This window comes from Hyphomicrobiales bacterium (assembly GCA_002869065.1).
In the GTDB taxonomy this organism is placed as follows: Bacteria; Pseudomonadota; Alphaproteobacteria; order Rhizobiales; family Rhodobiaceae; genus Rhodobium.
This window is the reverse complement of record PKTR01000004.1, coordinates 138,547-159,032: the sequence shown is the minus strand read 5'-3', so window position 1 is coordinate 159,032 and position 20,486 is coordinate 138,547. Positions and strand designations below refer to the sequence as shown.

Annotated in this window: 17 protein-coding genes; 12 read left to right on the top strand and 5 right to left on the bottom strand. The window is 61.4% G+C overall.

The genetic code is table 11. The features are described 5' to 3' along the window. Positions 1–292 precede the first annotated feature (292 nt). Entirely contained in the window at positions 293–1,192 is a 900-nt protein-coding gene (locus C0606_13205) for an alpha/beta hydrolase (protein PLX36770.1), read from the bottom strand. Between the two features lie 29 nt (positions 1,193–1,221). Further along, positions 1,222–3,549, bottom strand: a complete 2,328-nt coding sequence (locus C0606_13200; GenBank protein PLX36769.1) for a lytic transglycosylase — start codon at positions 3,547–3,549, stop codon at positions 1,222–1,224. A 147-nt stretch (positions 3,550–3,696) separates the two neighbouring features. Here C0606_13200 and C0606_13195 point away from each other — a divergent pair, with 147 nt between their 5' ends. Together C0606_13195 and C0606_13190 are read left to right on the top strand one after the other, a co-directional pair. Continuing rightward, positions 3,697–4,575 (top strand): 4-hydroxy-tetrahydrodipicolinate synthase, encoded by an 879-nt coding sequence (locus C0606_13195; GenBank protein ID PLX36768.1) that lies wholly within the window; start codon positions 3,697–3,699, stop codon positions 4,573–4,575. A gap of 14 nt (positions 4,576–4,589) precedes the next feature. Then, on the top strand, positions 4,590–5,069 hold the full coding sequence (locus tag C0606_13190) for an SsrA-binding protein (protein PLX36767.1): 480 nt from the start codon (positions 4,590–4,592) through the stop codon (positions 5,067–5,069). A 469-nt stretch (positions 5,070–5,538) separates the two neighbouring features. Here the strand turns inward: C0606_13190 and C0606_13185 are convergent, their stop codons facing one another. Both C0606_13185 and C0606_13180 read right to left on the bottom strand, forming a co-directional pair. Next, positions 5,539–6,174: a uracil-DNA glycosylase gene (locus tag C0606_13185; GenBank protein ID PLX36766.1), complete on the bottom strand. Its 636-nt coding sequence runs from the start codon at positions 6,172–6,174 to the stop codon at positions 5,539–5,541. A 209-nt stretch (positions 6,175–6,383) separates the two neighbouring features. Next, positions 6,384–6,977, bottom strand: coding sequence for an NYN domain-containing protein (locus C0606_13180; protein ID PLX36765.1), 594 nt, complete (start codon positions 6,975–6,977; stop codon positions 6,384–6,386). Between the two features lie 365 nt (positions 6,978–7,342). On the opposite strand from C0606_13180, the gene C0606_13175 reads away from it, so the two are divergent. The 9 genes from C0606_13175 (at position 7,343) to C0606_13135 (ending at position 15,748) form a co-directional block, all read left to right on the top strand. Beyond that, positions 7,343–7,744, top strand: coding sequence for a DNA-directed RNA polymerase subunit omega (locus C0606_13175; GenBank protein ID PLX36764.1), 402 nt, complete (start codon positions 7,343–7,345; stop codon positions 7,742–7,744). Between the two features lie 108 nt (positions 7,745–7,852). Next, positions 7,853–10,078: a bifunctional (p)ppGpp synthetase/guanosine-3',5'-bis(diphosphate) 3'-pyrophosphohydrolase gene (locus C0606_13170; GenBank protein PLX36763.1), complete on the top strand. Its 2,226-nt coding sequence runs from the start codon at positions 7,853–7,855 to the stop codon at positions 10,076–10,078. Positions 10,079–10,208: 130 nt separating this feature from the next. Beyond that, entirely contained in the window at positions 10,209–10,913 is a 705-nt protein-coding gene (locus tag C0606_13165) for a DUF2062 domain-containing protein (GenBank protein PLX36762.1), read from the top strand. Further along, entirely contained in the window at positions 10,910–11,323 is a 414-nt protein-coding gene (locus tag C0606_13160; GenBank protein ID PLX36761.1) for a holo-ACP synthase, read from the top strand. Before C0606_13165 ends, C0606_13160 begins: the two co-directional genes overlap by 4 nt. A gap of 212 nt (positions 11,324–11,535) precedes the next feature. After that, on the top strand, positions 11,536–12,303 hold the full coding sequence (lepB, locus tag C0606_13155) for a signal peptidase I (GenBank protein ID PLX36760.1): 768 nt from the start codon (positions 11,536–11,538) through the stop codon (positions 12,301–12,303). Between the two features lie 2 nt (positions 12,304–12,305). Next, the gene (rnc, locus tag C0606_13150; GenBank protein ID PLX36759.1) at positions 12,306–13,016 is read left to right on the top strand and encodes a ribonuclease III; all 711 of its coding nucleotides are present in this window, start codon (positions 12,306–12,308) and stop codon (positions 13,014–13,016) included. Then, positions 13,009–13,953 carry a GTPase Era gene (locus tag C0606_13145; GenBank protein ID PLX36758.1) on the top strand — a complete coding sequence of 315 codons (945 nt, stop codon included), beginning with the start codon at positions 13,009–13,011 and terminating at the stop codon, positions 13,951–13,953. Before rnc ends, C0606_13145 begins: the two co-directional genes overlap by 8 nt. A gap of 38 nt (positions 13,954–13,991) precedes the next feature. After that, positions 13,992–14,720 carry a DNA repair protein RecO gene (locus C0606_13140; protein ID PLX36757.1) on the top strand — a complete coding sequence of 243 codons (729 nt, stop codon included), beginning with the start codon at positions 13,992–13,994 and terminating at the stop codon, positions 14,718–14,720. A gap of 62 nt (positions 14,721–14,782) precedes the next feature. Further along, on the top strand, positions 14,783–15,748 hold the full coding sequence (locus tag C0606_13135; GenBank protein ID PLX36756.1) for a proline dehydrogenase: 966 nt from the start codon (positions 14,783–14,785) through the stop codon (positions 15,746–15,748). Between the two features lie 1,752 nt (positions 15,749–17,500). On the opposite strand, the gene C0606_13130 is transcribed toward C0606_13135, so the two are convergent. Then, positions 17,501–17,782 (bottom strand): hypothetical protein, encoded by a 282-nt coding sequence (locus C0606_13130; GenBank protein ID PLX36755.1) that lies wholly within the window; start codon positions 17,780–17,782, stop codon positions 17,501–17,503. A 197-nt stretch (positions 17,783–17,979) separates the two neighbouring features. On the opposite strand from C0606_13130, the gene parC reads away from it, so the two are divergent. Further along, a complete protein-coding gene (gene parC, locus C0606_13125; protein PLX36754.1) occupies positions 17,980–20,229 on the top strand; it encodes a DNA topoisomerase IV subunit A in 2,250 nt (749 codons plus the stop codon). The last annotated feature ends 257 nt before the right edge of the window (positions 20,230–20,486 follow it).

The window sequence follows — 20,486 nt, the reverse complement described above, 5'->3', positions numbered from 1 at the left end:
TCGGCGTCTATCACTTCGACCAGATCGCGGCGTGGACGCCGTCGGAAGCCCGATGGGTCGGCACGTTCCTGGCGTTCGCCGGGCGCATCGAACGCGAAGACTGGATCGGTCAGGCGAAAGTGCTGGCCGCTGGTGGCGAGACGGAGTTTGCCAAGCGCGTTGACAAGGGCGACGTGCCGAGCAGCAAGGCGTGACGGCTCTTCCGGTCAAACGAATTCTGCGGGCGGCATGGCGCTGCCCGCAGCCGATGTGTGCCGAGCTTTTCTGAAAACGTAGCGAGCGCTGCCGGTGCCTACGCAGTTCCGGCGGTCGCGGCGCGTTCGTCCGCGCGCTGCAGGAACTCGGCGATGTGGTCGGCTTCTTCCGTCTTCCACAGAAGGGGGGCGTGGCCCTCGTTGGCGACGGTCATGAGTTCCGTCGTTGGGCGGCGCGCGATCATCTCGGCGACGGTTTTCTCTGACAAAATGTTCGAGTTTTCGCCGCGAATGACCAGGATCGGGATCGCCGGCAGGGCGTCGTAAACCGGCCACAAATCCGGCAGGTCCTTGCCGAAATCGACGCCGTCCATGGTTCTGCCGAGGTTTTCATCGAAGTCGAGAGCAGGCGCGCCATTTTCATCGCGGTAGGTCTGGCGGGCGAAGTGCATCCAGTCGGCGTCGCTCAGCGCGGTGAAGCGTGCGCTGTGCCGTTCCTTGAGCGTCGCGGCGGCTTCGTCCCAGCTCGCCGGCACGACAGGTTTGCCCATGTAGTCGCGGATGAATTCGAGGCCGCGCGCCTCGATCACCGGGCCGATATCATTGAAAATGAGCGATGCCACCCGCCCCGGATTGCCGGAGGCGAGCATTGTGGCGACCATTCCGCCGCGCGACGTGCCGAGGATGTGGCACCGCTCAATGCCGGCTGCCTCGAGGCCGATACGGACGTCCTCCATTTCGACGAGCGGCGAATAGTGGTTCCAGTCGGGGTCGTAATCCGATGCGCCACGGCCGCGGAAACTGATGGCGAACACCCGACGCGGTGCGATCGGGCCCTGCGAAATCCGGCGCGCCAGTGCCTCGAAATCGCGCGCGCTGCGGGTCAGGCCGGGCAGGCAGACGAGGGGGAGGGCGTCGCCGCTGATCGCAGGGTAGTCGGCGGCGGCGATGGAGAGCCCGTCATTGCTCTTCCAGGTGAATGGGCGGCGTTCGGTCATGGCGTTCCGTCAAATGTCGCGGCTGGTCGTCATCCGCCCCGCTTCAGATCCTGCTTGATGGTCAGCTTGCCGCCGTTCAGGCGTGCATTGTAGACCTGCATGTTCTCCATCACCCGCTGAACGTAGTTGCGGGTTTCGGTGTACGGGATCCGCTCCACCCAGTCGATTGTGTCGGTCCGTGACGAGCGCGGATCGCCGTAGCGTTCGGCCCATTCGCGCGCCCGGCGCGGCCCGGCGTTGTAGCCGGCGAAGGTCATCACGTAGGAGCCGCCGAAATCGTCGATCAGATGGCTGAGATGGGCCGAGCCGACGGCGGCGTTGTAGGCCGCATCGCTGGTCAGCCGGCTTTTCGAATAGGGCAGGCCGGCCTTGCGGGCGGTGATCTTGGCGGTCGAGGGCAGCAGTTGCAGCAGTCCGCGGGCGCCGGCGTGGCTGACCGCGCGCGGATCGAAGGCGCTTTCCTGGCGCGCGATCGCATAGACGACGTGCTTGCCGACGCCCTTGTCGATTTTGGCATTGCGGGGAATGGCCGCCGTCGGGAATGCAAGCGGTGCGGCCTCGGACCATCGGTTCGCGACGGTCTTGCCGGCGATCAGGGCGAAACGATGCTGGTCGTAGCGCTGTGCAAGCTCGACCAGAAGCCGCGCCTGTCCGGCCGTCGGGACGTTCTCGGACAGGTGCATGAAGAGCGGCAGCGTGCGATAGCTGTGGCCGGCATCGCCGAGCAGTTTGATCGCCTGGACAAGGGGATTGCGCGCGAAGGCGGCCTTGTCTGCGCCCGAGACCGAGGGCAGAGAGCCGATGCCAACGGTGCGATAGCCGAGTTCGGCTCGGGCAAGCTGGCCGTAATAGGTGCCGGGATAGGCAGCGGCCTTCTTGTAGTAGCTGTTGGCGTTCCCGCCGCCGCCGGCTGCTGCCGCGCGGCCGATCCAGTAGTTGGCGCGGGCAAGCGTGATCGGTGTGCGGCCGATCTTGGCGATTTCCTCGAAATGGCCTTTTGCGCGGCGCGGGTTTTTCAGGAAGCGCAGCGAGTACCAGCCGGCATGGAACTCGGCTTCGGCGAAGACGGCGTTGCTTTCGGCTGCGTGGTGGACGGCGACCTCGTAGGCGAGGCTTGGCTTGCCAATGTCGAGCAGTTCGCGTGACAGAACCCGGCGCTCGACCCACCATTCGTCCGGGTCGACAAGGTGTTCCTGGTCACGGGGGGCCGCATTGATCACCGCGGCGGCTTCGCTGATGCGACCTGCGCGGCGCAGATATTGCGCGCGGCTCAGCATGTAGCCGGGGTCGCGGCGATTGGCGGCCGGCACGGCCTCGAGTTTCGACCCGGCATTCTTCTGATTGCGGATGACGGCGACGCGGGCGTTGACCAGTGCCCGTTCGCCGGCCGGCAAATAACGGGCGGCGATGAGGGCATCGTTGGTGCGCTCGTCATAGAGCATCTTGTCGGCGCGCGCCTTGTGGTCGCTGCGTGACAGCAGTTTCGAGAACTCCTTCAGGACCGTTCCGGCGTCCTCTTTCGACATGCGCATCTCGCGCCAGGCCGCGGAAATCACGGCGCGGGCCTGACGGGTGTTGCCGGTCGCGACCAGCGCGCGGGTCAGGAGGATCGCACCGTCGACCGAGCGGGGCTGTGAATTGCCGAAGGCTGCAACGACGTCGCGGGCGCGCGGGTTTTCGCGCAACATCGCCTGCTCCGCACGGCTGCGGAGAAAAGAGCCGTCAGGCCAGTCTCCGGCCTCGGCGACGAAGCGGGTGATGAAGGCCGATGACACGGATTTGTGGCCGGAACGGGAAAGCTGCCAGTCAAGCACGCGGCGCTCAAGCGTCGGCTTCATGCCGTTCCGGATCGCGAAAGTGGTCGTGTAGTCGTCCTTGCGCAGCGCATCGAGCGCGTTTTTCAGGCTGCCTTTCTGCGCGGCGATCTGGTCGGAGCTTGCGGACGAGGGCGCAGGCATGCGCGCGGGTGCGGCGGATGCGGCGCCGGCGGGAACGTCCGGCTTGGCGCTCGGCAGGGGATGATCGGCGGGGATCGTCTGCTGGGCGGAGATCAAGAGGTTGATGGCGTCGCCGCCGCCCGGCTTCGGCTTTGGCACCGTGCTGACTTCATGCATCAGCGGTGCACGATGCGGGGCGAACTCTGTTCCAAGACCTGTCCCGAGTGGGGCTGCGGGTGAGGGCGCAACGGAAAACAGCACCATTCCGGCGCCGCACAGAGCCGAGGACGGCGTTGCGAAAACAGAACGTCGATTACCCGATCCCGCGGGTGCAGGCATGATGATCTCCCCTTTTTGCCCCTGTCGAGGCATCGATTGCCGGCCGCGAAGCGGCGAATTCGCAACACCTTGCCGGAACATGGTGAACGAACACTTGTCGAGGGACCGTCTTCTATGCGATCTCCTCGCACCATAGCTTGCCGGGCGAAGACCCGGCGTCTATTGTCGCTCGCCATTCAAGTCCACGATAACGGCGGCAAAACGGCAAAATCAGAAGGGCGTACCGTAATGTTCAAGGGGTCTTTTACCGCACTCGTCACTCCGTTCCGTGACGGAGCGGTCGACGAAAAAGCTTTTCAGGACTTCGTGGACTGGCAGATCAAAGAGGGCACCAAGGGGCTCGTTCCGGTCGGCACCACGGGTGAATCGCCGACGCTCAGCCATGCCGAACACAAGCGCGTCGTGGAGCTCTGCATCGAGGCGGCCGGCGGCCGTGTGCCGGTGATCGCCGGTGCCGGCTCGAACAACACGGCCGAAGCGATCGATCTCGCGGTTTCGGCGGAGCAGGCCGGCGCCGACGCGCTTCTGGTCGTCACGCCGTATTACAACAAGCCGAACCAGGAAGCGCTCTACCAGCACTTCATGGCGGTCGACAACAAGGTCGGCATTCCGATCATCATCTACAACATCCCGCCGCGGTCGGTGATCGACATGTCGGTGGAGACGATGGCGCGTCTCTACAAGGATGGGCGCAACATCACGGGTGTGAAAGATGCGACGGCGAATCTGGCGCGTGTCAGCCAGCAGCGCGGCGTGATCGGGCCGGATTTCAACCAGCTTTCCGGCGAGGATATCACCGCGCTCGGCTTCATGGCGCATGGCGGCCATGGCTGCATTTCGGTGACGTCGAATGTGGCGCCGCGGCTGTGCTCGGAGTTCCAGGAGGCGTGCCTGGCCGGCGATTTCGCCGCGGCGCTCGCGATCCAGGACAAGCTGGTGCCGCTGCATCAGGCGCTATTCCTCGAGCCGAGCCCGGGCGGCGCGAAATATGCGCTGTCGCTGCTTGGCAAGTGCAGCAACGAGCTGCGACTGCCGCTGGTTTCGATCTCCAAGACGGCCGAGGCGGCTGTCGAGGATGCGATGCGCCACGCCGGCCTCCTGAACTGAGGAAGGACTAGGCGATGGCATCGCCTGCAAACCAGGCAGGCAAGCGCAAGGTCGTTGCCGACAATCGCAAGGCCCGCTTCAACTACGAGATCCTCGATACGGTTGAGGCGGGCATCATGCTGTCCGGCACCGAGGTGAAATCCCTGCGCGAGGGAAAGGCGAATATCGCCGAGGCCTATGCCGGGCCTTCGGGCCTCGAGCTGTTTCTGTTCAACGCCTATATTCCGGAATACCTGCAGGCCAACCGGTTCAATCACGAGACCCGGCGGCCGCGCAAACTGCTGCTGCACAAGCGGCAGATTGCCCGCCTTCTCGCCGCCATCCAGAAGGAAGGCATGACACTCGTTCCGTTGAAGCTCTATTTCAACGATCGGGGACGGGCGAAGCTGGAGCTTGGTCTTGCGCGCGGCAAGAAGGTCCACGACAAGCGCGAGACCGAGAAGAAGCGCGACTGGCAGCGCGAAAAAGCACGTCTCATGCGTGATCGGGGCTGATCCCGCTTTTCCTCATCCCTGTCGTGCTCTTTGGGCTGTGTTCTTCGTCGCCCTCTGTTACGGCCATCGTCACGCTGCGTGCCCTTGCTTGGTCATTCCACGGCCTCTCGATTCGCCATCCTGGGGCCTTCCGACTCGTCATTCTCCAGCCTCTCTCTTCGTCATCCTCCGGCTTGACCGGAGGATCGTCCGGCGACAGACGCAGCGCTCGCGTTTGTTTGCGCGAAGAGCGGTCTCGGGCGCCACTCGGCGCTCCAATACATTGTTTTCCATATGGAAAGCGATCCTCCGGTCAAGCCGGAGGATGACGGGAGAGAGTGGTTGAGCCGGTGCCAACTTTCGGCGGCATACCGCGCCGCGAGGGGCAATGGACCCCGGATCAAGTCCGGGGTGACGGGGAGTGCGTGGGGCGAAGGCTCGAACTGTCCTGGGTGAAGGTTCGAACCGTCTCAGACGCAAAACGGTGTCTTCAATCCTTCAGAAAATCGCTGATCTGGTCGAACACGGAATGGAACATTTCCGGGGTCAGGCGGCCGGTGTTCGTGTTGTAACGGGAGCAGTGGTAGCTGTCGAAAAGGCGCAGCTTGTCGCTGATCTGGTGCTCGCCGCCATGGCTGAACGGGTAGGACGCCTTGCGCAGGCCGAAGGTGGTCAGCAGCGTGTCGTGGGCGATCCGGCCAAGTGCGAGAATCGCGCTCAGCTGCGGAAAACTGTCCATGGTTTCGATGAGGAACGGCCGGCAGGCGGCGATTTCGGCGCCGACCGGTTTGTTCTCCGGCGGAACACAGCGCACCGCATTGGTGATCGCCGCGCCGGTGAGTTTCAGCCCATCGTCGGGCGAGGCCGCGTAGCGGCCATTGGCGAAGCCATAGCGCGAAAGCGTTTCGTAGAGCAGGTCGCCGGCATAGTCGCCGGTGAAGGGCCGGCCGGTCTTGTTGGCGCCGCGCAGCCCGGGTGCCAGTCCGATGATCAGCAGACGGGCATTGTCGCCGCGAAAGGTCGGCACGGGGGCGTTGAGCCATTCGGGTTCGGCGGCCCGCCACTTTTCGCGAAAGGCGACGAGACGCGGGCAGAGCGGACAATCGCGGGCAGGATCAAGAGACATCGGATACGCCGGAGAAACTGGGAACGCCGGATGGCCTTCCGCGAGGGATGGTGAGTTGCTGCACGCAGGTTGGTGCGTGCACGCCCGGCAATAGATCATGCAGGGACGGTCGGGTCAAAATCCCGATCGTGAGGTGCGGACAACAAAAAAGCCGGCGGAATGGCAGATACTGCCAAAGCCGCCGGCTGTTTGTTTCGCCCCAGTGACGATCAATAATCGTCTTCGTAGTCGTCTTCGTCGCGATTGTAGCGATCGTTCTGGCGCTGCGGGCGCTCGGACGGGTCGCGGCCAACCTTTTCGGCCAGCGTTGCCAGCTCGATGAAGTGATCGGCCTGACGACGCAGGTCGTCGGCGATCATCGGCGGCTGGGTCGCCAGCGTTGAAACGATCGACACCTTGCGGCCGCGGCGCTGCACGGCTTCGACGAGCGAACGGAAGTCGCCATCGCCGGAGAACAGTACCATGTGGTCGATGTGTTCGGCAATCTCCATGGCATCGACGGCAAGTTCGATGTCCATGTTGCCCTTGATCTTGCGACGGCCGCTCGAATCGACGAATTCCTTCACCGGCTTGGTGACGACCTTGTAGCCGTTGTAGTCGAGCCAGTCGATCAGCGGGCGAATCGACGAATATTCCTGATCTTCGACGAGCGCGGTGTAGTAGTATGCGCGCAGGAGATAGCCTTTTCCTTGAAACTCTTTAAGCAAACGTTTGTAATCGATGTCGAGTCCAAGGGCCTTGGCGGTGGCGTAGAGGTTGGCCCCATCGATAAACAGGGCAATTTTTTCTCTCGGGTCAAACATTCTTATTGTCTTTCTGCACGTTGAGCTTGTTTTCTTCTTGTGAATCAAGGTGCCTCACCCTCCCATCCGGCGATAAAATATCCCGGAGAGGGTGAGTAGCGACTTCAGAGCCGCGGATTTGTGTTTGTCCTGCCGTTCTGACGGGTTCCGCATTATCGCCGGCAACCCTTTGGGCCATTTTCAAATCGGCCCGTTCGCTCTTGAAACGGGATTAACAATAGCGATTTTAGAATGGTTTTGCACCCCCTGGCTGCCGCATTTTTCATCAACGGCGTCAAAGGGGAGTGTTTTGGTGGGGAAAATCTTGCGTTGGGAACAATTTCGGCCTAGATAAACCCCTCAAATTTCCCGGAAGGAGACTGTAGATGGCGCGCGTCACCGTCGAGGATTGCATCGACAAGGTGGAAAACCGGTTCGAACTGGTTCTTCTCGCCAGCCATCGCGCTCGTACGATTTCCAGCGGTTCGCCGCTGACGATCGATCGCGACAACGACAAGAACCCGGTCGTTGCGCTGCGCGAAATCGCCGAGACGACCATTAGCGCGGAGGATCTCAAGGAAGAGATGATCCATTCGCTGCAGAAGTTCGTTGAAGTCGATGAGCCGGAGCCGGAGACGGTTCCGATGATTCCGGCGCCTGATAGCGGCGCGGAGCAGTCGGCCGACGGCGGTAGCGATGACGAAATCAGCTACGATCGTATGTCGGAAGAAGATCTGCTGCGCGGGCTGGAAGGTCTGGTCCCGCCCGAGAAGACGGACGACCTTTAAGACGGGGCCGGGCGGCGTGAGGGCGCGTCGAAACCGGCGTCGGCATGACGGCACGGCGGGGCCGCGGACTGGCGCGGCCGTCTGTCCAGGCTGCATAGTGGTTCGGCCATGATGCGTCAGTACGAACTCGTCGAACGGGTTACCCGCTACAATCCCAATGCGGATGAGGCCTTGCTCAACAAGGCCTATGTCTACGCCATGCGCAAGCACGGCACGCAGACGCGCGCCTCGGGCGACCCCTATTTTTCCCATCCTCTGGAGGTGGCCGCGATCCTCACCGATCTGCGCCTCGACGACGCGACGATCGCCGTCGCGCTGTTGCATGACACCATCGAGGATACCGACGCGACCCGGCAGGAGATCGATACGATCTTCGGCGAGGAAATCGGCAAGCTGGTTGACGCTCTGACCAAGATCGACAAGCTCGATCTGGTCACCAAACGGGCGAAGCAGGCGGAGAATTTCCGCAAGCTGCTGCTGGCGATCGCCGACGACGTGCGCGTGCTGCTCGTCAAGCTCGCCGACCGGCTGCACAACATGCGCACGCTGCATTTCGTGCCGCCGCACAAGCGCTTCCGGATTGCCGAGGAGACGATGGAAATCTACGCGCCGCTTGCCGGGCGCATGGGCATCCAGGACGTTCGCGACGAGTTGGAAGAACTTGCGTTCCGCTACATCAACGCGGAAGCATGGGAGTCGATTTCCCAGAGACTTGTTCATCTTCGAGAGAAAAATCAGAGCCTTATCGCCGACATCGAAAAGATGCTGGCGGAAAAGCTGCGTGAGAACGGCATTTCGGCCAGGGTGCGCGGGCGCGAGAAGCGGCCCTATTCGATCTTTCGCAAGATGCAGGACAATTCGCTCGCCTTCGAGCAGTTGTCGGACATTTACGGCTTCCGCATCATCGTCGATACGCTGGAAGACTGCTATCGTGTGCTCGGCATCGTTCACTCGACCTGGGCGATGGTTCCGGGCCGGTTCAAGGACTACATCTCGACGCCGAAGCAGAACGACTACAGCTCGATCCACACCACGGTGGTCGGGCCGAGCCGCCAGCGCGTCGAATTGCAGATCCGCACCGCCGCGATGGATCGCCTGGCGGAGTACGGCATTGCCGCGCACGCGCTTTACAAGGACGGTGAGACCGGCGGCCGCAACATCGTCAAGACCGGCGAGGACAGCGGTTCCTATGCCTGGCTGCGGCACACGATCGAGCTCTTGTCGGAAGGGGATTCCCCCGAAGAGTTCCTCGAGAACACCAAGCTGGAGATGTTTCACGACCAGGTGTTCTGCTTTACGCCCAAGGGTCGGCTGATTGCGCTGCCGCGTGGCGCGACGGCGATCGATTTCGGCTATGCGGTGCACACCGATGTCGGCAACACCTGCGTCGGCTGCAAGATCAACGGCCGCATTGCGCCGCTGGTGACGGAACTCGAAAACGGCGACGAGGTCGAGATCATCCGAGCCAAGGGGCAGGTTCCGCCGGCGGCTTGGGAGTCGATCGCGGTGACCGGCAAGGCGCGTGCGGCGATCCGCAGGGCAACCCGCGAGGCTGTGCGCAAACAGTATTGCGGGCTCGGCACTCACATCCTGGAACGCGCGTTCGAGCGGGTCGGCAAGGTTTTCCAGGAAGCGATGCTGACCGAGGTGCTGCCGCGGCTGGCGCAGACGAACGAAGCCGATCTTCTGGCCGCGGTGGGGCGTGGCGAAGTCGCTTCCGAGGATGTCCTGAAGGCGGTCTATCCCGACTATCAGGACGAGCGCGCGGCGAAGGACAATGGGGCCGGCAGCGACGAAGGCTGGTTCGGGCTGGCGCGCGCCGCGAGTCTCAAGTTCCGCGTTCCCGAGAAGGGCAAGAGCGCGAAGAAGCCTGGCCGCTTGTCGTTGCCCGTTCGGGGTTTGGGCGGTGCCGGTGCGCCTGTGCGCTTCGCGCCCGACGGAGGCGCGGTGCCCGGAGATCGTATCGTCGGCATCATGACGCCGGGCGAGGGCATCACCATCTATCCGATCCAGTCGCCGGCGCTGACCGAATTCGACGATCAGACCGACCGCTGGCTTGACGTGCGCTGGGATATCGATCCCGACAATCCGGAACGCTTTCCCGCGCAGATCGCGCTGTCGGTCATCAACGAGCCCGGCACACTGGCGCAGATCGCCCAGGTGATCGCCGACAATGACGGGAATATCGATTCCATCAAAATGACCAAACGGGCTTCGGATTTTCACGAGATGGAAATCGATCTCGAGGTATGGAACCTGAAACACCTCAACCGCATCATCAATCAACTGCGGTCGAAATCGGTGGTATCGAATGTGACGCGTATCAACGGCTAGCCAAGAACCGGCGGACGCGAAAAACAGGTGTCGGTTTTTCCCCCTTGCGGTGAGAAATGCGGCATAACAAGAACAAGGACGCAGGGCGTGCCGCGCAAGGGGGAAGCGGCCGCCGATTCGAGGGTGATCAGTGCTGTTTCGTCGTCGCCATCCGCCGCATTGGGTCGAGCGCCTTCGCGTTGCCATGTGGCCGCGTCATTCCTTTTCGCGATCGGCGAAGTATTTCTTCAAGCGGGTCCTGCGGTTGTCGGCGTCGCCACATGCGGTGGCGGCCGGTTTCGCCGTCGGAGCCTTCACCTCGTGCACGCCCTTCATGGGCTTTCATTTTATCATCAGCGTCTTTCTCTCGCTGTTCGTCGGCGGCAATGCGCTGGCGGCGATGCTCGGCACGTCGTTCGGCAACCCGCTGACCTTTCCGTTCATCTGGGCGTCCACCTTCGAGGTCGGCTCGCTGATCCTCGGCAATGGCGGCAAGTCGTTCGACGGCGAGAACTTCAGGCACGGCCTGATGGAAGGCTCGTTCGACATCCTGTGGCCAATCGTCAAACCGATGATTGTCGGGGCGGTGCCGATCGGGTTTATCGTCGGCGTCATCTTCTATTTCGTCATTCTCAAGCTGGTGAAAGCCTATCAGGCAGCACGCCATGCCCGCTTCTTCGAGCGGCGGCGACTGGCAGAACTCGCCAAGGCCGCGATGCATATCGGGGATGGCGAGAAGAAACACGAGGGGGCTGACGGCGAGGATGATGGCGACGCGACGGTTGCGAACGCTGAGGACGCGTCACGCGATATCCTCAAAGTCGCCTCCGACGAGCGCAAGGAGGCCTCGGGGTGATTCTCGGGATCGGCAGCGACCTCATCGACATCCGCCGCATCGAGAAGACGCTCGAGCGTTTCGGCGACCGGTTCGTCCAGCGTGTCTTCACGGAGATCGAACAGGCGAAGTCGGACAAACGGGCCGAGCGGGCGGCGTCCTATGCCAAGCGCTTCGCGGCCAAGGAAGCGTGTTCCAAGGCGCTCGGGACCGGTATCCGGATGGGGGTCGCGTGGCGCGAGATGGGCGTGGTCAACCAGGAGAGCGGCCGGCCGACCATGCAGTTGATTGGCAGTGCGGCCGAACGGCTGGCCGGAATGACGCCCGAGGGGTTCGTCGCGCGCATCGACCTGACCATCACGGATGACTTCCCGCTGGCGCAGGCCTTCGTGGTGATATCGGCCGTACCCGCCGACTGGCCGGCGCCGTAACCTCCTTGTGACGCAAAACCTTTCCGCTTTGATACGCCTGCTCCGTTGCGCAGGCCGGATCGAGCGGCTATCTAAAACGGAACCGTCCGGCACGGCGAAGCTGCGCGGGACAAACTCATAGGCGTTCGTGCCCTTCCGCTGCCCCATTAGCGGGCTTTAGGTGGTTGAAACTCTCTTCCCGGCCGAACCGGCGTCTTCAACAGGATGTTTTCATGACGAATGGCAGCGACCGCCCGCAGGACGACAAGGATAAGGCCAACGAGGGGGGTGGGTTCGGCGAGGCGATGAAGATCATCGTTCAGGCGCTGATCCTCGCGCTTCTGGTGCGGACATTCCTGTATCAGCCCTTCAACATTCCGTCCGGCTCGATGATGGAGAACCTCCTCATCGGCGACTATCTTTTCGTGTCGAAATTCAGCTACGGATACAGCCGTTACTCGTTCCCGTTCGGCATGGTGCCGTTCTCGGGCCGCGTCATGGGCTCGGAGCCGGAGCGTGGCGACATCGTTGTCTTCAAGCTGCCGCGCGACAATTCCACCGATTACATCAAGCGGGTGATCGGCCTGCCGGGCGACAAGATCCAGGTCCTCAACAGCGTCCTTTACATCAACGGCAAGGCCGTGCCGCGGGTACGCGACGGCGAGTTCGTCGGCGAGGGGCGCAACGGGCAGCAGGTTCGGGTGCCGCGCTTCCGAGAGACGCTGCCGAACGGGGTGTCCTATACGGTGCTGGAAGAGACCGATACCTCGGTGTGGGACAATACGCCGGTCTATGAAGTGCCGGCGGGCCATTACTTCATGATGGGCGACAATCGCGACAATTCCAGCGATAGCCGCGCGACCGTCGGCTATGTGCCGCTGCAAAACCTTGTCGGTCGGGCCGAAGTGATCTTCTTCTCGATCGAGCCGGGCGAGCAAGCCTGGATGTTCTGGAAGTGGCCGTGGACGGTCCGTTGGGACCGGGTGTTCAACTCGTTGTAGGCATGGCGAAACCTCTTGCGCTCGACGTGGTCGAGGAACGCCTCGGCTACCGGTTTCAGGATCGCGAACTTCTTCGGCGGGCTCTGACCCATGCGAGCGCGCTCGACAATGATGGCGACCATCGCCAGACTTATCAGCGGCTCGAATTCGTTGGCGACCGGGTGCTCGGTCTGACCATCGCGGAGATGCTGTTTGCGGCGTTTCCCGATGCGGCGGAAGGCGAACTGGCGCGGCGTCTGAACCATCTGGTGCGACAGGAGACCTGCGCGGCGGTGGCGCTCGAAGCCGATCTCGGCAAGGCGATGCTAATCGGCGAGGGCGAGGCGCAGAGCGGCGGGCGCAAGAAGCGGCCGCTGCTGGCCGATGTCTGCGAAGCGGTGATCGCGGCGCTTTATCTCGACGGCGGGTTTGACGTCGCGCGCCGCTTCATCGAGAAGCACTGGCGCGAGCGACTGCATTCGAAAGATGCGCCGCGGCGCGACGCCAAGACGATGCTGCAGGAATGGGCGCAGGGGCGCGGCCTCGAGCCGCCGACCTACGCAATCGCCGATCGCAGCGGCCCGGATCACGAACCGGTTTTTCTGGTAGAGGTGTCGGTCGCCGGGTTCGAGGGTATGACCGCCAAGGGGCGGTCGCGACGCCAGGGCGAGCAAGCCGCGGCGGCAGCCTTCCTGGTGCGGGAAGGCGTATGGAGCGAAAACGAAAATGACTGAAGATGTGAGCCCGAAAACCGGTGACGAAACCGGCGCGGGAGCCGAACCGACACGCTGCGGCTTCGTCGCGCTGATCGGTGCGCCGAATGCGGGCAAGTCGACGCTGCTCAATCAGTTTGTCGGCACCAAGGTGTCGATCGTCACCCACAAGGTGCAGACGACGCGGGCGATGATCCGCGGCATCGCGCTGTCGGGCTCCTCGCAGCTCGTTTTTGTCGACACGCCGGGCATTTTCCGTCCCAAACGCCGGCTCGACCGGGCGATGGTGACGACCGCCTGGGGCGGCGCGAAGGATGCCGACCTGATCGCGCTTGTGGTGGATGCCCGCAAGGGTGTCGACGACGAGGTCGAGTCGATTGTCGAAAAGCTGGCCGATGTCGGCGGCGAAAAGGTTCTGCTGCTCAACAAGGTGGACCTGGTCAAACGCGACTCCCTGCTGGCGCTGGCGGAAAAGCTGAATGAGCGGGTCAACTTCTCACGCACCTTCATGATTTCCGCGCTGACCGGCAATGGCGTCGAAGATGTGCTGGCCTATCTCGGTACGGTCATGCCGGAGGGGCCGTGGCTTTATCCGGAAGACCAGATCTCCGATCTGCCGATGCGCATGCTGGCGGCCGAGATCACCCGTGAGAAGCTGACACTGCGCCTGCATGACGAATTGCCCTATGCGCTGACCGTCGAGACGGAACAGTGGAAGGAGCTGCGCGACGGGTCGGTGCGCATCGAGCAGACCATTTACGTCGCGCGCGACAGCCACAAGAAGATCATTCTCGGCAAGAACGGCCACACCGTGAAAGCAATCTCGCAGGCCGCCCGCGAGGAGATCGCCGAGGCGGTGGAGCAGAAGGTGCATCTGTTCCTGTTCGTCAAGGTGCGCGAGAACTGGGTCGACGATCCCGAGCGCTATCGTGAGATGGGGCTCGACTTTCCGCGCTGACGTGTGGTTTACGCGGCTGAGACAGAGGTCCGCCGGTCATGGAATGGAGCGACGAGGGCGTCGTGCTGGCGACCCGCAGGCATGGCGAAACGAGCGTCATTCTCGAAGTGATGACGGTTTCCCATGGCCGCCATCTCGGCCTCGTGCGCGGTGGCCGTTCGCGCCGCCATCAGCCGACATTGCAGCCCGGCAACAGCCTCTTGCTGAGCTGGCGAGCGCGGCTCGACGAACATCTTGGCACCTTCACGGTTGAATCGAAGACGGAACGCGCGGCGCGACTGATGGAAACGCCGCTCGGTATCCATCTGGTGCAGGCGCTGGCCGGTCATTTGCGGCTGCTGCCGGAGCGCGATCCTCACGAGCGGCTGTTCCGCATGGCCGAGGCGATCCTCGATCATGGTGAGGCGCTGGGGCTGGCGGCCGCTCTCCTTGTCCGTTTCGAACTGGCGCTGCTGGAAGAGCTTGGCTTCGGTCTCGATCTGAGTTGTTGCGTGGCGACGGGGGCGACGGCCGATCTGGTCTATGTTTCGCCGAAATCGGGCCGCGCCGTCAGCCGTGAGGCAGGGCAACCCTATGCCGATCGCATGCTGGCGCTGCCACCATTTCTGCTCGGTTCCGACGCCGGCGAGGTACCCGAACCATCGGCACTCGCCAATGGTCTGGCATTGACCGAATACTTCCTGTCGCGTGACGTATTCGTGCCGCGCGGCATTCAGCCGCCGCGTGAGCGGCAATGGATTGTCGAACGGCTCGGACAGGGCGTATAACGTTCCTATTCGGCGCACCTCCTGCGCCGTATTTTCCTATCTCAAAAATTCAAGCAGGACCCATGTTGCGGCGTGTCTGGCAGAAATCGATGATTGCGCTTGCGCGCTCCGAACGCATCACCGCGGCGATGCAGAACGGGCGGGCGACGAGCCAGCTGGCCAGCCGCTACGTTGCCGGCAGCGACGTTCCCGCCGCGATCGAGCGGGCCCGCGCCCTGCGTGAGAAGGGCATCCTGGTGTCGTTGTTCTATCTCGGGGAATATGTCACCGATCGCAAGGAGATCGCGCGCACGGTCGAACTGAAAAAGGAGGCGGCGCGCGGGCTGGGCAGCACCGGGCTCGGTCTTCATGTCTCCGTTGACCCGACCCAGATCGGCCTTGGTGTCGACGAGGCGATGATGCGCCGGAATGCCTTCCGGATCGCGCAGGAACTGGCCGACGTTGCGGGCAGTTTCGGCGACAATGGCGGCGAGCCGGTCTGCCTGATGTTCGATATGGAAGATGCGACGACGGTGGACACCACGCTTGCCCTGTCGGCGGCGGTTGACGACGCAGAACTGCCGGTCGCGCAAACCCTGCAGGCCTATCTGCGGCGCACCGAGCAGGACCTGCGCCGGCTTATTGCGCGCGGTGGCATGGTGCGGCTGGTGAAGGGCGCGTTTGCCGGCGATGTGGACATCGCCTTCACCCGCAACACCGAGATCAAGGCGAATTATCGGCGCCTCATCGACATGATGTTCTCGCGCCAGGCGTTGAACGCCGGCTTCTACCCGGTTGTCGCGACCCACGACCACCGGCTGCACGAACATGCGATGACGCGGGCGGAAGAGAACGGCTGGGACAAGTCGTCGTTCGAATTCGAGATGCTGCTCGGCGTGCGCACCGACGTTGCCGAGGCGTTGGCGAAAGACGGTTATCGCGTCCGTCTCTATACGCCGTTCGGCCGCGATTGGTGGCCCTATGCGATCCGCCGGATCGGCGAGAATCCGGCCAGCGTGCCTCTCCTGGTGCGCTCGCTCCTGCAATAGGCTTTCCCCAAACAGAAAAGGGCCCCGTGAAGGGGCCCTCCTGCTTGTCCGCCAGCTATTTAACTTCGTCCGTTGGAGCAATTTTGGTGCGCAGTTTATTTATCAAAATATCCAACAGAGGGTGGGGAACCTTTCCTTCCTTTGAATCTTTTGCGCTTGCCAGTTTGTCAGCTGGATTAAATGCCAGTTGCTCCAAAACAAGTGCAGCAATTTCGTTCTCGTAGCCTTTTGCTTGCTTTCGAAAGCCCTCGACTGAAACGGCCATTGAGTATTTGTAAGCGTAATGTTCTCTGAGCCGAAAAAGAGATGAATGGCGCATTGCCGAAAACGATACGAGCCAAGCCGCTGGAAGTAACACAATTAGGCGGGCGACAACCTGGCCTAGATACTGCCATCCGGTCGAATTGGATTGGATCTGGAATATGCCCGAATATTTTTCAATGTTTGGCACTTCTGAATAGATAAATGGGTATATTATTGGTAGAAATACGTGTGCTATCAGAGGTATTGAAGATATAAATAGTAATACAATTCCAAGGTAAAATGCGGATCTGGCCCAAAAAAGCTGCGAATCTAGTTTCTTTTGTGCTTCAGCGAAACTACTTGCAAGGCCAGCTACCGTAGCGCCTTTGAGCATCTTCTCGCTTTGTTCGATTAGTTTTCCCGCATTGTTGATTTCGGCTTCGTATTCCGAATTTAATTTATTTAATTGAATTGTTCCCTCTATGTATTTTTCCTCGCGAGTGTCTATTTGGCGATCGAAGTTTTCGAACTTTGTATGGTAGTTGGATATCGCAGATTCGAGAGAAGATGCTGCGGAGTGAACTGATTCTATAGCCTTGTTTCTTTCCGTAGCTTCGGCGAGGTATTCGCTAACCGTTTTTCGATCTTTTTCGATTTCTTCTTTAATTCTACCCGTTTCCTCAGCATTTATCTTAATTGTCTCAGCGTTGACATTGGAGGTTTTTAGGATACTTCGTGCTGATGTAATGTCCTTTTTTAGCGCTTGGAGTTCATCATTTGCCTTTGAAATAAGTGTTGTGAGTGCTTTTGTTGCCGATGCATAACTATTTCGCCCTGTATAGGGTCTCAAGGCCAGCTCAAGATTAAAAAATGCATCCAGAAGCACTTCTGTGGAATCTGCAAATTTTAGGAGCTGGCTTCTAGCGTCGAGTCGAGATCCATTGTTACATACGATTTGAAAGTTGGAGTAGTCAAACTCTTTGAATCCATTTTGTTGTTTAACATTGGTCCGAAATAATTTTTCAATTGATTGAATATGCGATTTTGCGGTTTCGACGGAGTTCTTGAAAGCATTAAGACGTGGCAGCGGAGCCAGAATTGTACCACTTGTTTTGGCGGGTTTGCTCAACATATCTGCGACTTGTATTATTCGTGTCTCACAGTCAAGAAATGTTATATCTCGATCGATTATTGGCTTTCTAATATCATAGTACAGCGTGCCGCTTTTTTCATCGATAGAAAAATACATTCGTAATTCGGACGTTATTGTAGCGAGGCCAGTCGCGGCTGCTGATAAATCAGAAATATTTGGTCTGGACATCGAGTATCTCATTGAGACCGGAGCAGAAAAATTTAGCATGCAAGATAAAGTCGTATAATGCTGGATTCAACCACTAATGGGCGGCACCTATGTAGGGCCGGGGTTCCCAAACAGAAAAGGGCCCCGCGAAGGGGCCCTCCTGCTTATCCGCCCAACGAAGGTTGCCGGGCGAACGAGTGTCGTCGCGGTTACCGGATGAAGACGCGCTTGCTGCTGTCGTTCTTCTCGTTCGGCACGATCAGGAGCTGGCTGCCGCCCGACGAGGCGATGCTGACATAGTCGCCGTCGAGGGCGCCGTCGTGGGTGGCGATGCTGCCGGCGGCCGGCGCGGTGTTCGTGTCGAAGAGCTGCACGGTCGGCTTGTCGTTGCCATCAGTGCCGCGCAGCAGCACGGTATCGGCGGAGGCAACGGCGGCGCCGCTCAGCGTGGCGGCGGTGGCGAGCAGGGTGGCGAGAACGATACGTTTCATTGGTCAGTTCCTTTCGGTTGGTTTGTCTGTCGTCGGCGTCGCTGCCGACAGAACCGAAATAGGAGCTGTCCCGATCACCTTCAAAACACATGGTGCGGAACATTTGGACACGGATTCTCACGCAAGTCGTGGACGGTGCGTGATCGTTTCGTGAGTGCTGCTTGCGCGATTCCCGGCTTTGCTCTAGCCAAGAAATCATGGGAAATGAGCTGATTCCTGGTGACGACGTTGAATCGATCGAGCTGCGCGAGGCGCTTGAAGAGCGTTATCTCGCCTATGCGCTGTCGACGATCATGCATCGTGCGCTGCCCGATGTGCGCGACGGGCTGAAGCCGGTGCACCGGCGGCTGCTCTACGCCATGCGCATGCTCAAGCTCGACCCCAATGCCGGCTTCAAGAAATGCGCCCGCGTCGTCGGTGACGTCATCGGTAAGTACCACCCGCATGGTGACCAGGCGGTCTATGACGCGCTGGTTCGGCTCGCGCAGGATTTCGCACAGCGCTATCCGCTGGTCGACGGGCAGGGGAATTTCGGCAATATCGACGGCGATAACGCGGCCGCGATGCGTTACACCGAAGCGCGGCTGACCGATGTCGCGCAGCTCATTCTCGACGGCATCGACGAAGACGCGGTCGATTTCCGCGACACCTATGACGGCGAAGATGCCGAGCCGATCGTTCTGCCGGGCGGGTTCCCGAATCTGCTGGCCAATGGCGCCACCGGCATCGCTGTCGGCATGGCGACCTCGATCCCGCCGCACAATGCGGCCGAGCTCTGCGCCGCCGCGGCCTATCTCATCAAGCATCCGAATGCGGGCATCGAGAAGCTTGTCGAGTTCGTGCCGGGGCCGGATTTCCCGACCGGCGGCGTCATCGTCGAGGGTCGGGATTCCATCCTCGAAGCCTATCGTACCGGCCGTGGCGGTTTCCGCGTGCGGGCGCGCTGGGAGAAGGAAGAGCAGGGGCGCGGCACCTGGGTGGTGGCGATCACCGAGATCCCGTACCAGGTGCAGAAGGCGCGGCTGATCGAGAAGATCGCCGAGCTGCTGATTGCGCGCAAGCTGCCGCTGGTCGGCGATATCCGCGACGAGTCGGCGGAAGACGTGCGCGTCGTCATCGAACCGAAATCGCGCACTGTCGATCCGGTCCTGATGATGGAATCGCTGTTCCGGTTGACGGATCTGGAAAGCCGCATCTCGCTCAACATGAACGTGCTGTCGCGCGGCCAGATCCCGAATGTGCTCGGGCTGCGCGATGTCCTTACCGAGTGGCTCGATCACCGGCGCGAGGTGCTGCTGCGCCGCTCGCGCTACCGGCTCGGCAAGATCGAGCACCGGCTCGAAGTGCTTGGCGGCTATCTCGTCGCCTATCTCAACCTCGACGAAGTGATCCGCATCATTCGCGAGGAAGACGAGCCGAAGAAGGAGCTGATGCGGACCTTCGAGCTGACCGACGTTCAGGCCGAAGCGATCCTCAATATGCGGCTGCGCTCGCTGCGCAAGCTCGAGGAACTCGAGATCCGCAAGGAGTTCGACGAGCTGTCGGCTGAGAAGGCCGAGATCGAGTCGCTATTGGCGAGCGAAGAGCAGCAGTGGGGCGTGATCAAGTGGCAGCTCGATCAGGTGGCCAAGAGCTTCGGTCCGAAGACTGAGCTCGGCAAACGCCGCACCACCTTCGCCGAAGCGCCGGCCCATGCCGATGACGACATCATGGTTGCGATGGTCGAGCGCGAGCCGATCACGGTCGTACTGTCGGAAAAGGGCTGGGTGCGGTCGCTGAAGGGCCATATCGCCGACGTGGCTTCGCTCACCTTCAAGGAAGGCGACGCGCTGAAACTGGCGCTGCATGCGGAGACCACCGACAAGCTGATGGTGCTGTCCACCGCAGGGCGGTTCTATACGCTTGGCGCCGACAAGCTGCCCGGCGGGCGCGGTCACGGCGAACCGATCCGGCTGATGGTCGATATGGAGCAGAGCCACGACATCGTCACGGCCTTCGTCCACAAAGGCGACCGCAAGCTGTTGATGGTGGCGACAGATGGGCGCGGCTTCGTTGTCCCCGAAAGCGATATCGTTGCCAACACGCGCAAGGGCAAGCAGGTGCTCAACGTGTCGGGCACCGACGAGGCGAAATACTGCGTGCCGGTGAATGGCGACACGGTCGCGATCATCGGCGAAAACCGCAAGCTGCTGCTGTTCCCGCTCGATCAGGTCGCCGAGATGGTGCGCGGGCGCGGTGTGCGCCTGCAGCGCTACAAGGACGGCGGGCCCGCGGACGTGAAGGTCTTTGCCGCCGCCGACGGGCTCACCTGGCTCGATGCGGCGGGCCGCGAACATATGCGCTCACTGGCCGATCTAGCCGAATGGCGTGGCGACCGGGCGCAGGCCGGCCGCCTCGCGCCTCCGGGCTTCCCGCGCTCAAACAAGTTCGGCAACGGCGGGCTATAGGGCGTTGTCGGGGCTGTTGGTGCGTCGGGTTCAATACCCCGGCCGGTCCTCAGACCATGACAGTGGTCTATCTTTCCCACGTCATCCTCCGGCTTGACCGGAGGATCGGGTACGAGTGGCATGGTTTTCGTGAGCTCGCACAATGGGTGCTGCAAACTCACCTTGGGATTTCCAGCCAGCTATCGTGCGTAGGGTGAGCGATCCTCCGGTCAAGCCGGAGGATGACGTGTGAGGGTGGGGCAGGCGCCCTGCAAGAA

Excerpts from the sequence above, each read along its gene's own strand:
- C0606_13205 (PLX36770.1), bottom strand. The coding sequence starts at position 1,192 with ATGACCGAACGCCGCCCATTCACCTGGAAGAGCAATGACGGGCTCTCC.
- C0606_13200 (PLX36769.1), bottom strand. The coding sequence starts at position 3,549 with ATGTTCCGGCAAGGTGTTGCGAATTCGCCGCTTCGCGGCCGGCAATCG.
- C0606_13195 (PLX36768.1), top strand. The coding sequence starts at position 3,697 with ATGTTCAAGGGGTCTTTTACCGCACTCGTCACTCCGTTCCGTGACGGA.
- C0606_13190 (PLX36767.1), top strand. The coding sequence starts at position 4,590 with ATGGCATCGCCTGCAAACCAGGCAGGCAAGCGCAAGGTCGTTGCCGAC.
- C0606_13185 (PLX36766.1), bottom strand. The coding sequence starts at position 6,174 with ATGTCTCTTGATCCTGCCCGCGATTGTCCGCTCTGCCCGCGTCTCGTC.
- C0606_13180 (PLX36765.1), bottom strand. The coding sequence starts at position 6,977 with ATGTTTGACCCGAGAGAAAAAATTGCCCTGTTTATCGATGGGGCCAAC.
- C0606_13175 (PLX36764.1), top strand. The coding sequence starts at position 7,343 with ATGGCGCGCGTCACCGTCGAGGATTGCATCGACAAGGTGGAAAACCGG.
- C0606_13170 (PLX36763.1), top strand. The coding sequence starts at position 7,853 with ATGATGCGTCAGTACGAACTCGTCGAACGGGTTACCCGCTACAATCCC.
- lepB (PLX36760.1), top strand. The coding sequence starts at position 11,536 with ATGACGAATGGCAGCGACCGCCCGCAGGACGACAAGGATAAGGCCAAC.
- rnc (PLX36759.1), top strand. The coding sequence starts at position 12,306 with ATGGCGAAACCTCTTGCGCTCGACGTGGTCGAGGAACGCCTCGGCTAC.
- C0606_13145 (PLX36758.1), top strand. The coding sequence starts at position 13,009 with ATGACTGAAGATGTGAGCCCGAAAACCGGTGACGAAACCGGCGCGGGA.
- C0606_13140 (PLX36757.1), top strand. The coding sequence starts at position 13,992 with ATGGAATGGAGCGACGAGGGCGTCGTGCTGGCGACCCGCAGGCATGGC.
- C0606_13135 (PLX36756.1), top strand. The coding sequence starts at position 14,783 with ATGTTGCGGCGTGTCTGGCAGAAATCGATGATTGCGCTTGCGCGCTCC.
- C0606_13130 (PLX36755.1), bottom strand. The coding sequence starts at position 17,782 with ATGAAACGTATCGTTCTCGCCACCCTGCTCGCCACCGCCGCCACGCTG.
- parC (PLX36754.1), top strand. The coding sequence starts at position 17,980 with ATGGGAAATGAGCTGATTCCTGGTGACGACGTTGAATCGATCGAGCTG.